At 65.2% G+C, this 13,193-nt stretch carries 11 protein-coding genes; 7 read left to right on the forward strand and 4 right to left on the reverse strand.

The annotated features are described in order from the left end of the window. Positions 1-207 precede the first annotated feature (207 nt). Complete coding sequence (locus AB7F41_RS10875) at positions 208-453, reverse strand: hypothetical protein (RefSeq protein ID WP_428382482.1); 246 nt, start codon at positions 451-453, stop codon at positions 208-210. Between the two features lie 122 nt (positions 454-575). On the opposite strand from AB7F41_RS10875, the gene AB7F41_RS10880 reads away from it, so the two are divergent. Beyond that, positions 576-3,134: a rhamnan synthesis F family protein gene (locus tag AB7F41_RS10880; protein ID WP_428382483.1), complete on the forward strand. Its 2,559-nt coding sequence runs from the start codon at positions 576-578 to the stop codon at positions 3,132-3,134. A gap of 130 nt (positions 3,135-3,264) precedes the next feature. Here AB7F41_RS10880 and AB7F41_RS10885 read toward each other — a convergent pair whose 3' ends face one another. After that, positions 3,265-3,834, reverse strand: a complete 570-nt coding sequence (locus AB7F41_RS10885) for a nucleoside deaminase (RefSeq protein ID WP_428382485.1) — start codon at positions 3,832-3,834, stop codon at positions 3,265-3,267. Positions 3,835-3,937: 103 nt separating this feature from the next. Here AB7F41_RS10885 and fabD point away from each other — a divergent pair, with 103 nt between their 5' ends. Then, positions 3,938-4,885 (forward strand): ACP S-malonyltransferase, encoded by a 948-nt coding sequence (gene fabD / locus AB7F41_RS10890; RefSeq protein WP_428382487.1) that lies wholly within the window; start codon positions 3,938-3,940, stop codon positions 4,883-4,885. Positions 4,886-4,967: 82 nt separating this feature from the next. On the opposite strand, the gene AB7F41_RS10895 is transcribed toward fabD, so the two are convergent. Next, positions 4,968-5,738: an outer membrane protein gene (locus AB7F41_RS10895; protein ID WP_428382489.1), complete on the reverse strand. Its 771-nt coding sequence runs from the start codon at positions 5,736-5,738 to the stop codon at positions 4,968-4,970. Between the two features lie 424 nt (positions 5,739-6,162). Here AB7F41_RS10895 and fabG point away from each other — a divergent pair, with 424 nt between their 5' ends. The 3 genes from fabG (at position 6,163) to fabF (ending at position 8,964) form a co-directional block, all read left to right on the forward strand. Further along, complete coding sequence (gene fabG / locus AB7F41_RS10900; RefSeq protein WP_428382491.1) at positions 6,163-6,900, forward strand: 3-oxoacyl-[acyl-carrier-protein] reductase; 738 nt, start codon at positions 6,163-6,165, stop codon at positions 6,898-6,900. 468 nt (positions 6,901-7,368) lie between these two features. Beyond that, positions 7,369-7,608 (forward strand): acyl carrier protein, encoded by a 240-nt coding sequence (locus AB7F41_RS10905; protein ID WP_014891668.1) that lies wholly within the window; start codon positions 7,369-7,371, stop codon positions 7,606-7,608. A gap of 93 nt (positions 7,609-7,701) precedes the next feature. Continuing rightward, a complete protein-coding gene (gene fabF, locus AB7F41_RS10910) occupies positions 7,702-8,964 on the forward strand; it encodes a beta-ketoacyl-ACP synthase II (RefSeq protein ID WP_428382493.1) in 1,263 nt (420 codons plus the stop codon). A gap of 665 nt (positions 8,965-9,629) precedes the next feature. Here the strand turns inward: fabF and AB7F41_RS10915 are convergent. Beyond that, positions 9,630-10,073 (reverse strand): hypothetical protein, encoded by a 444-nt coding sequence (locus tag AB7F41_RS10915; RefSeq protein ID WP_428406576.1) that lies wholly within the window; start codon positions 10,071-10,073, stop codon positions 9,630-9,632. Positions 10,074-10,470: 397 nt separating this feature from the next. Between AB7F41_RS10915 and mltG the strand changes: the two genes are divergently transcribed. After that, positions 10,471-12,168: an endolytic transglycosylase MltG gene (gene mltG / locus AB7F41_RS10920; RefSeq protein WP_428382497.1), complete on the forward strand. Its 1,698-nt coding sequence runs from the start codon at positions 10,471-10,473 to the stop codon at positions 12,166-12,168. Between the two features lie 75 nt (positions 12,169-12,243). Next, entirely contained in the window at positions 12,244-13,131 is an 888-nt protein-coding gene (locus AB7F41_RS10925) for a YicC/YloC family endoribonuclease (RefSeq protein WP_428382499.1), read from the forward strand. Positions 13,132-13,193: the final 62 nt, after the last annotated feature.

Genomic DNA, 13,193 nt, shown 5'->3' on the forward strand with positions numbered 1-13,193 from the left:
TAGCTCGACCCGTCAAACGGTCCGCGGTTTCCCGATCCGTCCCTCGCCGCTGACGAGAGGGCGGCAACCCTCTCCCAGCGGTTCCTTCTCACCGAAGCGGCGCGGAAAGTCATAAGACAAGCAGGTTCCGAAACTTGGGCCCCTCTTTCAAGAAAGAGGGGCCTTGCAATAAGCGAGGCTCTGGCGAACGCAAACGATGGATCATCGCTAATTGGCGTCGCGCGAACTCTTGAGCTCTCGCTGGACCCGTTCGCCGGCGAAATCCTTCACAAGCACATGAGGCCGCACAAGGCAGGCCCACGCGGCGCAACCGATCGCAGCCGAGGATTGCCGCCCTTCGGGGCTCGCCCAGCGCCACGCAACCGTCAAGGTTTTCACCGTCTGGCCGGATATATTTCTGGCGACTCCTGCCCGCAGCGAAAAATCGCCATGAACGCCGGGATAAACTTTCATTGCGCGCTTCACGCCACGATCATCCCAGCATGAACCGCGAAATCCCTCTAGACGGGGCGCCGTGGCGGCGTCTACTCATGTCGACATAACCGATTTCGTTGTTTGACCATTAGGGATGCTTAATGTCGTTCCCCAACACGGTCGTCACGCTGTTTCGACACCTCAAATTCGACCACCATGTTTATCGGGATCACCACGCTGATCTCAACGGGCTGTCCGCCGCGCAGCTTTACAGACATTTCCTTCTCTATGGATGGCGAGAAAACCGCATTTTCAATACTGCGCAGGCGCTCCGAACTCTGGCCGAGCGTCACGGACCGCTGCCGGATGATTTTTCCGGGTCCGGCTACATCGCCGCCAATCCCGATCTTGCGCATTTATTTGAGCAGGAGTCGGAGTTCGAACTGCACTACCTTCAATTTGGCCGCGCGGAAGGCCGCGGTTATGTCGACGCCGAGGGGACGTTCCGCTGCGAGGACAGCGAACGCAAACCCTTCCTCCAAACCCATGAGCTGGTCAAACCGGACGGCATCGTTCCGGCGCGACGTCCGATCAATGAATACGACTTTGCGCTGGCCGCGCCATTCGGCTTCACGCCTGCCCAGCGCGAGCGGAACATCGCCGTCGTCATCCACTGCTTCTATCCTGAGGTCCTGCCGCTCCTGCTCGAAAAGCTGCACCTGCTGCCGTGCGACGCCGATCTGTTTCTCTCGACCAACACGCAGGAAAAAAAGGCGGCGATCGAAAACATCTGCGCGCATTGGCGCGGCGGCGTCGAGGTGCGCATTTTCCCCAATCGCGGCCGGGACGTTGCGCCGAAAATTTTTGGCTTCGCGGATGTCTATGCGCGCTACGACATCTTTCTTCACCTGCACACGAAAAAGTCTCCGCACGGCGGCGACGTCCTGGCGAGCTGGCGCGATTACCTTATCGACACGCTGATCGGTTCACGCGACATCATTTCGTCCATCCTGTCGCTGTTCGACGATCCAAAGACGGGCGTGGTTTTCCCGCAGCACATGTTTGAGATCAGGGGCGGTTTGAACTGGGGGTATAATTACGATATCGCGCGCGCGCTGTTGAAGAAGGTCGGGATCGCGCTGAATAAGAATCTGCCGCTTGAATTCCCTTCAGGCTCGATGTTCTGGGGAAGAAGCGCCGCTCTCCGGCCCCTGCTCGATCTCAATCTCAGCTTCGAAGATTTCCCGGTCGAAACCGGACAGATCGACGGCACGCTCGCGCATGCGATTGAGCGCACCATTCTCATGTTCGCGGAGTTGAGCGGACACGAATGGCTCAAGGTGGCGCGAAGGGATCTGTATCCGCTGCAGCATACACTCCTCGAGGTGACGTCGCCGGATGACATCCCGAAGGCGCGACTGAAGGTTTTTCGTCCATGCCTGTGCGGGGAGGACGCGTCTACGCGTCCGACGGCTCTCGCCATTCGCGAAACGCATCCGCTGCTGTCTTATCCGTCGCGCAATTCGCGGCCGCGCCTCAATCTGCTCGCGCCCTCGGTCCATCCGGGAAACATGTTCTTCGATCGGGCGCTCTCCGTCTTCTCCCGCATTGCAGACTCGCTGGGATCCGATTGCGATCGCCGGATCGTCGCGACCGACGCCAAGATCGAGGAAAATGTCCTCGCATCGCTGTCAGATTACGCGCGCGCTCCCTATGCGCCGACGTTCGACGAAACGCCTTGTTCGCTCGTCGACGCTCATGCGCGCGGCGACAGTCTCGGACAGCTCGATCTGCGTGAGAATGACATCTTCCTGGCGACGGACTGGCGGACCGCTGATTTCGCCGAGCGACTCGAGGCAGACCGCGCGAGGATATTCGGCAAGGGTCTGCCCGTTGTTTTCCTGATCCAGGACGATCAAGCCGATTTTTGCGGGTCGCGAAGCAGATCCGCGCCGTCGGCCGCGGCCTCCTCGACTGGCACGAGCGTCAGGGCGATCATCGATTCCGAAGAGCTCTATGCGACGATTCAGAACAAGCATCGGTTCAAGAGCGCATGCTGCATCCCCTACCGGCTCAATCACGATCTCGCCTCGAGATTAACGCCGCAACCGCGCCAGCGGATCATGCTGGTTTGCGCGCGCCCCAGCGTCGCGCGCGACGCCTTTGAAATGATTTGCGGCGCGCTTTCCCTGTGGCAGCAGCAGGATCCCGTGAGAGCGAGTCGCTGGCGAATCGTCTTTACAGGCGAACGTTTCAACCCCGAATGGGCTGAACCCGTTCAAAATTTCGAATTCGCCGGCGCGCTTTCTCGCGACGATTATGCAACGCTTCTCGGAGCCGCCTCGGTCGGCCTTTCCATCATGCTGACTCCGCATTCAACCTATGCGCTTTTCGAGATGATCGAGGCGGGCCTCGTCGCGATCATCAACGACGATGTCGAAACGATGCGGGTCAACCCCAACCCGAGCGTGAATTCACTTGCGCAGTTGAACTGCGGATCGCTGGCGCGCGCCATCGAAGACGCCGTCGCACGTGGAGAGCAGATGATTGGTCGCGTCACGCCGCGCGGCCGTGTCGCGCGGCTTGCGTTGCGGCGGGCGGCGACGTTCGACGCCGACGACATGGCCAGGCTGCTGCGCGAAGATCTCGCCGACGGAAAAAGGCTGACGCCGGCGCCAAAGCGATTTTGGCGTCGACCATATCGGCAAGCGCCGAACTGACGGCGTCGCGCAATGTTCGCCAAGCTGCGCCACGCCGCGACGATGCGCCGCAGGTCGTCGCAGAGCGACGACAGGTCGCCGCACAAACATTATTCATTGCGCCGCGACAAGGCGGCGGGACAGGGCGCTACTATTTCTTATCAAACAGCGCCAGCGCTTCCGGCGCGAGCAGGCCGCCGGTGATTTCGATGTCGGCGACAGGCGCGGCCTGCGCCACAGCTCTGCTCGTAATCATGATCTGGCCGATGCGCTTCTCGAGCTGCTCGATCGATGCGGCATAGACGACGCGCCCGATGCCGCACCAGACGATCGCGCCCATGCACATGGGACAAGGCTCGCCCGAGGTATAGAGCGTCGCGCCTTTGAGCGCCTTCGCCGGATTGTCGGCGACGAAGCGGCGGATCGCGACCATCTCGCCATGCGCGGTCGGATCATTGTTGGCGACGCCCAGATTGCGCCCGACCGACACGACCTTGCCGTCGCGCACGATCACGGCGCCGAAAGGAAAGTCGCCCTTCGCGGCTTCGGCGATGGCGAGCCGCATGAAGGTTTCGTCCTCCGGGCGGACGGCCGAGCGCCTCGCCCTGGCGTGCGCCGGCGCGGCGCCGATCGCGGAGGCGAGGCCGACGCTCATCGTCGCGAGCGCCCGGCGTCGATTGGGACGGTCGGCGCCGCCGCAGTCGCATGTCTTCAGGCTCATTTCCCGCTCCAGCACGCCCTTTCGGCCCGAACCTCAACTTGACATGTCGATCCGCACGATGCCACTCGCGGCGCGTAAACAATAAAAAGCGGGGCGGTTGCGCATGGCGAAGGCTTTCATTTTTCCAGGACAGGGATCTCAGGCGGTCGGCATGGGCAAGGCGTTGTTCGACGCCTTCGCGTCGGCCCGCGCGGTGTTCACCGAAATCGACGACGCATTGTCGCAGCCGCTCTCGAAATTGATGTTCGAAGGACCCGAAGCCGAACTGACGCTCACCGCCAACGCCCAGCCGGCGCTGATGGCGGTGTCGCTCGCCGCAATCCGTGCGCTGGAGGCGGAATGCGGCCTGGACCTCGCGCGCGACGCGGCCTTCGTCGCCGGCCATTCGCTCGGCGAATATTCGGCGCTTGCAAGCGCCGGCGCGCTGACGATTTCCGATACGGCGCGGCTTCTGCGCGTCCGCGGCGACGCCATGCAGAAGGCGGTTCCGGTGGGGAAAGGCGCCATGGCGGCGCTGCTCGGCGCCGATCTCGATCAGGCGCGCGCGATTGCGCAGGACGCGGCGACAGCTGACGGCGGCGTCTGCCAGGTCGCCAATGACAATGGCGGCGGACAGGTGGTGATCTCCGGCGCCAAGACGGCCGTCGAGAAGGCGATCGACGTCGCCAGGGAGAAGGGCATCAAGCGCGCTGTGCTGCTGCCGGTGTCGGCGCCCTTCCATTGCGCGCTGATGCAGCCCGCCGCCGACGCCATGCGCGAGGCGCTTGCGGGCGCCGCGATCAGCGCGCCGCGCGTTCCGGTCGTCGCCAATGTGACCGCCGAGCCGACCCAGGATCCGGAAGCGATTCGCCGCCTGCTCGTCGAACAGGTCACGGGCGCCGTGCGCTGGCGCGAATGCGTCGCCTATATGGCCGATCACGGCGTGACGAAATTCGTCGAATGCGGATCCGGCAAGGTCCTCGCGGGACTGTTGAAGCGCATCGCGCCACAGGCCGCAGGCATTTCGGTCGGCGCGCCGGCCGATTTCGACGCCTATCGCGCCTTCGCTTAGCGGTCCTCCTTCGACGCAAAAGAAAAGGCCCGGTCGCGAGGACCGGGCCCATTCTCTCGAACCGTAGGATCGATCTGTCGGATCAGTATTTGGCCAACACCGGCGCCGGAGAGCCGAAGTTGAAGTGGTAGTTGATGCCCGCGCGGATCGTGTGGAAGCGCGTGCGGTTGTTCACGTTGTTGAGGCCGAAGCCGGGGTTGAGCGCCCAGCCCCAGTTGTTGTTGTTTCCGGTGCCGCTGATCTGCGTATACAGATACTCGACCTTGGCGGACCAGTTCGGGAAGAACATCCACTCGGCGCCGCCGCCGGCGGTCCAGCCCGTCTGCACGGCGCTGTTCTGGTTCCACCAGCCGTTGCGCTGCACTTCGCCGTAAGCGAAGCCGCCCGTGCCGTAGACCAGCAGTTGCGGGCTCAGCAGGGTGATGCCGACGCGGCCGCGAACGGTGCCGAACCAGTTGAGGCGGGCCGAACCGGCGTTGCCGCCGAAGCCGCCCAGCCACAAGTTGTTGTTGCCGCCGCCGCCCGAGCCGATGCTCGTGCCCTGGAAGTCGGTCTCGGCGCCGATGACGAACATCGGCGTGACCTGGAAGTTGTAGCCGATCTGACCGCCGCCGACGACGCCGCCGCTGTTGCCATTGCCGTTGTTCCAGCCGGCGTTCCAGCCCTGGTTGGACGAGTTGGAGGCAAGGAAGCCGCCGCCGAGGTTAAGACCGGCGTAGAACCCGGTCCAGGTCATGATCGGCGGCGGGGGAATATAGGGCGGAGGCGCCTTATGGGAGGGTAGATCGGCGGCGCTCGCAGCGCCGGCGAAAAGCGCCGTCGCCAGAGCCAGGGCCGAGATCGCTGTCTTCATCTCTCTCTATCCTTCAGTTCGAGCCAACTTAAATTAATAGGTGCGCGTCAGTCCCGTGACTCTTTCGGACGTTCAAGGACGCTGACCCCCAAGCACGGCGGAGTGTGGTCAACTTTCTCGCGGGAAACAACAAACAGAAGGTAAAATCAGGCCCAAAAGACCCAAAAGATTTGTAGTGTTGCAGTTGGGTCACAATGACTTTTTGTGGTCTTTCCAATGGGAAAACTGGGCAAGTCGGTCTCGAATCCGTCGCTTGCGAAACGGAGCCGAACCAGCGCCCAATTTCTCCTAATTTCCGATCAGACGCCGCCGTCGTCCGCCGCCTCGGAGCCCCTCCTGTGACGTTGAACCGCGGCTGAAAAAAGGCCACTCCCGGGAACTGGGCTATAAGGCTCACGCCATCGGCACTGGGAGGAGACGGAAAATGTTCGATCTGAGCGGCAAGACTGCGCTGATTACGGGGGCCAGCGGCGGAATCGGGGCGGCGATCGCCCGCGTGCTTCATTCGGCCGGCGCCACCGTCGCGCTTTCCGGAACCCGGCGAGAGGCGCTTGATGCGCTTGCCGGCGAGCTGAACGGCCGCACCCATATTTTGCCCTGCAATCTTTCGCAAAAGGACGAGACCGAGAAGCTCGTGCCGGCGGCGGAGGCGGCGATGGGCGGACTGGACATTCTCGTCAACAACGCGGGCATCACCCGCGACATGCTGTTCATGCGGCTCAAGGACGAGGACTGGGACGCCGTCATCAACGTCAATCTGACCTCGGCCTTTCGCCTGTCGCGCGCGGCGTTGCGCGGGATGATGAAAAAGCGCTTCGGCCGCATCATCCAGATCACCTCGGTCGTCGGCGTGACCGGCAATCCCGGACAGGGCAATTACGCCGCCGCCAAGGCCGGCATGATCGGCATGTCCAAATCGCTCGCCGCCGAGGTCGCCTCGCGCGGCGTGACGGTCAATTGCGTCGCGCCGGGCTTCATCGAAAGCCCGATGACCGATGCGCTGAGCGACGCGCAGAAAGAGGCGATCCTGCGGATGGTCCCGACAGGCAGACTCGGGACGGGCGCCGACGTCGCCGCCGCCTGCGTTTACCTGGCGAGCGAGGAGGCGGCCTACGTCACCGGACAGACCTTGCATGTCAATGGCGGCATGGCGATGATTTGACGCTGGCGGAGCGTCGCGATTTGTCTTCGCGCGGGTCGCGCCTTCACGAAGACGCCGGCGATTTCAAGGGCGTCGAAAGCACAGACGATCAAGGCGCGTCAGACGAAAAGCCGCGGCTTCTCAGCGCGTTCCGGGACTGGAGCCCGGGCGCGCCGGCGGGCGGATGCATGGCGCTATGGCTGGACTTCAAGTTCAGCTAAAAAGCGATGACGAGGGGTGCGAATTTGCGCCGCGGCGGGCCTCTCGCCATGTCCAGGGAAGTATGCTACCAGACCTCGCCGCTGAGGGGCGGCGTCGCCGCGATTTCAACCCGGAAAGCAAGCCGCCAAGGCGTCTTGCGGCATCAGGGCGGTCGGCGAGCGATTGCAGGTTCAAGGGATGAAGGCGATCATGGAGCGCGCCGGACGGCTCGCTCCAGGTCGCCCTAAGGCGCGAGAAGGCGCCAAACGCAGACAGGGATCAAAGAAGATGAGCGATGTCGCCGAGCGCGTGAAAAAGATTGTTGTCGAGCATCTCGGCGTCGAAGCCGACAAGGTCGTCGACAAAGCGAATTTCATCGACGATCTGGGAGCCGATTCGCTCGATACCGTCGAATTGGTCATGGCGTTCGAGGAAGAATTCGGCGTCGAGATTCCGGACGACGCCGCCGAAACGATTCTCACAGTCGGCGACGCCGTGAAGTTCCTGGAAAAGGCGAAAGCCGCCTGACGAACTGAAGCTTTCAGCGGGCGGCGAATCCTCTCGTCAGGCTTCGCCGCCGTCGCCTTTTTCGACAACAATTAAAAGTTCGAGAGTAGAGCCATGCGCAGGGTGGTCGTCACCGGTCTTGGCGTCGTATCTCCTTTGGGCTGCGGCGTGGAGACGAATTGGCGCCGTCTCACGGCCGGAGAATGCGGCTTCAAACGCATCGACACATTCGAGGTCGCCGACCTCGCCTGTCAGATCGCCGCGGTCGTGCCGCGGGGCGACGGCAAGAACGGCACGTTCAATCCCGACGACTGGTTCGATCCGAAAGAACAGCGCAAGGTCGATGATTTCATCATCTACGGCGCGAGCGCGGCGACGCAGGCGCTAAAGGACGCCGGATGGGTCGCCGACACGCCTGAGAAGCAGGAATCGACCGGCGTGCTGATCGGCTCCGGCATCGGCGGACTCGGCGGCATTTACGAAACGTCGGTCACCCTGAGAGAAAAGGGGCCGCGCCGCGTGTCGCCATTCTTCGTCTCGGGCCGAATCATCAATCTCGCGGCAGGCTACGTCTCCATCATGCATGGCCTGAAAGGGCCGAATCACGCAGTGGTGACGGCCTGCGCCACCGGCACGCACGCCATCGGCGACGCCGGGCGCATCATCGCGATGGGCGACGCCGACGTGATGGTCGCAGGCGGCGCCGAATCGCCCGTCAATCGCATTGGCGTCGCCGGCTTCGCCGCCTGCCGCGCGCTGTCGACGGGTTTCAACGATCGTCCGGAAGCCGCCTCGCGCCCCTATGACAAGGATCGCGACGGCTTCGTGCTCGGCGAAGGCGCCGGCTGCGTCGTGCTCGAGGAATATGAGCACGCCAAGGCGCGCGGCGCGAAGATCTACGCCGAACTCATCGGCTACGGCATGTCGGGCGACGCCTATCACATCACCGCGCCGACGCCCGACGGCGACGGCGCCTATCGCTGCATGAAGGCGGCGCTGAAGCGCGCCGGCGTCTCCGTGACCGACATCGATTACGTGAACGCCCACGGCACGTCGACGCCGCTCGGCGACGAAATCGAACTCAAGGCCGTCGAACGCCTGCTCGGCAACATCGAACCGAAGCTCGCCATGTCGTCGACGAAGTCGGCGATCGGCCATCTGCTCGGCGCCGCCGGCGCCGTCGAGGCGATCTATTCGATTCTGGCGATGCAGGCCAATGTCGCGCCGCCGACGCGCAACCTGGACAATCCTTCGGTCGAAACGGCGATCGACCTCGTGCCGCACAAGGCGCGCGAGAAGGAGATCAATATTGCGCTGTCGAACTCTTTCGGCTTCGGCGGCACCAACGCGTCGCTCCTGTTTCGCCGCGCATCCTGAGCGGCGAGACGCTTTCAGCTGATCCCGGAAACGCGGCTTGCCGTCCGCCGAACCGCCTGCTGACGCGGCGCGTTCCTGAATTCGCCACATTGAGGCATAGTGTAAGCCCTCGGCGATAATCGGACTGCGCGAGTTCTTCGACTTCTTGATGGGCGTGTGGCGATGAGCGAAGCGGACGAAAAAGGCGCCCCCGAAAATCAAACGGACGGTGCGGCATCCCCGCCTCCGCCTGCGCGGGCCAGGGAGATGGTCCCAACGACATCCGCGGCGGAGTCTGAACCGTCGCGCGCGCCCGCTGCGCCTGCCGCCGCCATCGACAAGCCGGCGCCTGCGCCGTCCGTCGACTCTGTCGCCGCCGCGCCGCCGCCAACGCCCGTAAGCCTCCCGCCGAGCGCAGTGAAGGTCGAGCCGCCGAAAGCTCCCCCGCCGCCAGCGGCCGATATCGAGAAGCCGACGCCGACGCCCGTTGTCGCGCCGATTCCGGCGCCGCCGGCGCCCGCCGCTGCGCCGATCATACCGAAGTCGGACGCGCCCGTCCCGGACCTGCCGAAAGCGTCCCCGGCGCCCGCCGCCCAGACGGTCAGGCCTGCTCGTGCTCCTGCGCCAACGGCTGCGCCCATCGCCGCGCCGCCGCCAGCGCCCGCAAGCGCTCCGCCGATTCCCGCTCAGATCGAAACCTCGTCGGTCGAGCCGCCGAGAGCGCCTCCCGCCTCGGCGGCCGATATTTTGAAACCGACGCCAACGCCCGTCGTTGAGCCGGTCATCGCCCCGGCCCCACCGAGTCCCGCGCCCGCGCCCCTCATGCCGAAGCCGCCAGCGCCTGTTTCGGAGACGCCGAAGGCGCCGCCGCAACCCGCCGCCGAAGCGGTCCGGCCTGCTGTTCCTGCGCCAACGGCCGCGCCTATCGCGGCGCCGCCGCCAGCGCCCCCAAGCGCTGCGCCTGTCGCCGCCGGATTCCAAGCTCCGCCTGCGGAACCGCTCAGCGCGCCCCCGCGCCGGCCGGAACCCACGCCCACGCACTCGGCTCCCGTCACGCCGACTCCCGTCGCGGCGGCGCCTGAACGCCAGAGTCCGCCATCGCCGACGTCGACCGCATTGGGGGAGCCCACGCCAGCCGCGCCTGCAACCCCGCCGCCAAGCGCGCCACCAAGCGCAACGCCAAGCGCGACGCCAAGCGCGACGCCCTTGCCGAAGGCGACGCCAGCCGGCGCGCCGGCCTATCCGACGCTTGCGGCCGAGATCGCCAGGCGCGTCCCGCCGCCGGCCTCGGGGTCTCCAGCAATGGCGCCCATGCCGCGTCCGCCGCCGCCGCCCCCGTCCGCTCGGGCTGAAGCGCCATCGCTCGGACCGGCAGGCGCGCCATCGGCAGCCCAGCGCGAAGCCGCGCCGACAGGCGGCGGCCTCTTCCGGCGCCGCGCCACGGCGCAGAGCCCCAACCAGAGTCAGAGGCCGAAGGCCGCGCCCCCGCCGAAGAAAAAGCGGAAGCGCCGGGAAGGCACGCTTTCAATGGCGAGCGGATTTCTGAGCTTCGTGCTCGTGGCGCTTGTCGCCGGCGCGCTCGGCATGGTCGCCGCGACGCACAGGCTGAAGGAGCCGGGGCCGCTTGCAGCCGACAAGGTCGTGTATATCCCGCCGCGCAGCGACTTTCTCGAGATCGTCTCACAGCTCGAACGCGAAGGCGTCGTCTCCAGTTCGATGCTCATGCAGCTTGGGCTGGTTCTCGAGGGCAAGCTCGGCAAGCTGAAGCCCGGCGAATATAACTTCAAGAAAAACGCCAGCCTGCGCGACGTCATCGAACAGATCGCCGCCGGCCGTCAGATCCTGCACAGCGTAACAATTCCGGAAGGCCTGACCTCCGAACAGGTCGTGCAGAAGCTGAAAGAGGCTGACATGCTGGCCGGCGACATCGTCGATGCGCCGAAGGAAGGCGCGCTCCTGCCTGAGACCTACAAATTCACGCGCGGCTATCCGCGGGCGCGTCTCGTTGCAAAGATGCAGGAGGATCAGCGCAAGACGCTCGATGCGATCTGGGCGAAGCGCTCGCCGGAACTGCCGCTGCGCACGCCATACGAATTGGTGACGCTCGCGTCGATCGTCGAGAAGGAGACCGGAAAGGACGAGGAGCGGCCGCGCGTCGCCGCCGTCTTCGTCAACCGCCTGCGCAAGGGCATGCGCCTTCAGTCGGATCCGACGATCATTTACGGGCTTGTCGGCGGCAAGGCGACGCTCGGCCGGCCGATCACGCGCGCCGAGATCGAGAAATGGACGCCTTACAATACCTACGCGATCGACGGCCTGCCGCCGGGGCCGATCGCAAATCCGGGCCGCGCGGCGCTTGAGGCCGCCGCGCATCCGGCGCCGACGCGCGATCTCTATTTCGTCGCGGACGGCACCGGCGGGCACGTCTTCTCCGAATCCCTCGACCAGCATTCGCGCAACGTGCAGAACTGGCGCCGGATCGAGAAGGAAAAGAACGGAGAAACGATCGACCGCGCCACGCCCGGCGTTCCCGCCCCGGCCACGCCCAAACCGGACAAGCGCTCCTGGGCTCCGACCGGCCGTCTCGTCGCGCTCGCGGAGCGTCACGAGGACTATCCGCCGGGCCGGACAATGGCGGCGGATGACGGCGCGACCCATCGCCTCGGCAAATTCTCCTTTGCCGAATCCGACTTTTTCCTCGGCGGCCATGGCGACCGCACGCAGGCCTATGCGTCCGAATTCGGAGCTCTGAGGCCCGCGCGCCCCTTCTTCACCGAGGAAACCGCACAGCTTCGCGAAAAGGCGCTGTTCGATCCGACGCTCCTCGCCCGCCGGCCGCCGCCCCCCGACGTCGAGGAGGAAGAGGAGCGGCTCGGTCCCGATATGACGACGATTGTCCGCGGCGATCCCGAGGTTCAGCCCGATCCCGGCGCCGAAGCCGCCTATCCGGTCTCGCCGGCGCAGCTCGCGGACCAAAGGGCGCGCGCCGCGCGTCTCGGACTTGCGGTGAGCTCCAACGAGCTGCCGCGCGAAACGATGGGTCAGAGAATGGCGCAGGACCCGGCGCCGCCGCCGGAGGCGACGGCCTTGGCGGCGGCGGCCGGCCGGCCTTATCGGCCCCGCGCCTTCGACGCTTCGGAAGGCACGGCGCTGGACCCGCTGCGCGACAAGAGCTGGGATCTCACCTCGGCCAAGACCGTGCCCACGATGACCGATTTGCGGTAACGCCGACGCGGCGATAGTGAGGCGCAGCGCATGTCGGCCGCGCGCCGATCCGCCTTCTCGGAGTCGCCCCCGCAAATGAGCATTCACAGCATGACGGGATTCGCCCGGACCCAGGGCGCCGTCGCCGCCTTTCGCTATTCCTGGGAACTGAAGAGCGTCAACGCCAAGGGACTCGATCTGCGTTTGCGCGCGCCGCCGGATTTCGATTCGGTGGAGATCAAGGCGCGAGAAAAGATCGCGGCCCGGCTCGCGCGCGGAGCGGTGTTCGCCAATCTCGCCGCGAAAAGGGAAGACGAAAGTCAGAGCGCGCGGCTCAACCGCGCCGCGCTCGATGCGCTCGTCGTCGCGCTCTCCGAACGGCCGCCGCCGGCCAATATCGGGCCCGCCACGCTCGACGGTCTTCTTGCGGTGCGCGGCGTGGTCGACATCGTCGAGCCGGAGCTCTCAGAGGACGAGCGGAACGAGATTGACGCGCATATTCTCAAGTCGCTCGATGAAGCGCTCGACGCGCTGATCGCTTCGCGCAAGGCGGAAGGCGACGCGCTGACGGCGGTTCTTCGCAACCGGCTCGCGCGCATCTCCGCGCTCGCGGCGCAGGCCGACGCCGCGCCGGCGCGCCAGCCCGAGGCGATTCGCGCAAGGCTGCAGCAGCAGCTTGCGCGACTGTTCGAGAGCGCCGACTCCTTCGATCCGGTTCGACTGCATCAGGAAGCCGCTCTGCTTGCGGTTCGCACCGACATTCGCGAGGAGCTCGATCGGTTGAAGGCGCATGTCGACAGCGCATCCAAACTGCTCGCCGCCGGCGGGCCGATCGGCCGCCGCCTCGATTTTCTGGCGCAGGAGCTTGGCCGGGAGGCCAACACGCTCACCGCCAAATCGAACGACGCGGGACTCACCGCCATCGGGCTTGAACTGAAGATCGAGGTCGAGCAGCTGCGCGAGCAGGTTCAAAATATCGAGTGAATGACGCATGGCGCGTCGCAAGTGGACATGGCGGCCGCTACTCACTACTCACTAATCGCTTC

It is taken from the genome of Methylocystis sp. (genome assembly GCF_050251305.1).
Classification (GTDB): Bacteria; Pseudomonadota; Alphaproteobacteria; order Rhizobiales; family Beijerinckiaceae; genus Methylocystis.

Coding starts and splice junctions, on each gene's coding strand:
- AB7F41_RS10875 (WP_428382482.1), bottom strand. CDS start 453: ATGAAAGTTTATCCCGGCGTTCATGGCGATTTTTCGCTGCGGGCAGGA.
- AB7F41_RS10880 (WP_428382483.1), top strand. CDS start 576: ATGTCGTTCCCCAACACGGTCGTCACGCTGTTTCGACACCTCAAATTC.
- AB7F41_RS10885 (WP_428382485.1), bottom strand. CDS start 3,834: ATGAGCCTGAAGACATGCGACTGCGGCGGCGCCGACCGTCCCAATCGA.
- fabD (WP_428382487.1), top strand. CDS start 3,938: ATGGCGAAGGCTTTCATTTTTCCAGGACAGGGATCTCAGGCGGTCGGC.
- AB7F41_RS10895 (WP_428382489.1), bottom strand. CDS start 5,738: ATGAAGACAGCGATCTCGGCCCTGGCTCTGGCGACGGCGCTTTTCGCC.
- fabG (WP_428382491.1), top strand. CDS start 6,163: ATGTTCGATCTGAGCGGCAAGACTGCGCTGATTACGGGGGCCAGCGGC.
- AB7F41_RS10905 (WP_014891668.1), top strand. CDS start 7,369: ATGAGCGATGTCGCCGAGCGCGTGAAAAAGATTGTTGTCGAGCATCTC.
- fabF (WP_428382493.1), top strand. CDS start 7,702: ATGCGCAGGGTGGTCGTCACCGGTCTTGGCGTCGTATCTCCTTTGGGC.
- mltG (WP_428382497.1), top strand. CDS start 10,471: ATGGCGAGCGGATTTCTGAGCTTCGTGCTCGTGGCGCTTGTCGCCGGC.
- AB7F41_RS10925 (WP_428382499.1), top strand. CDS start 12,244: ATGAGCATTCACAGCATGACGGGATTCGCCCGGACCCAGGGCGCCGTC.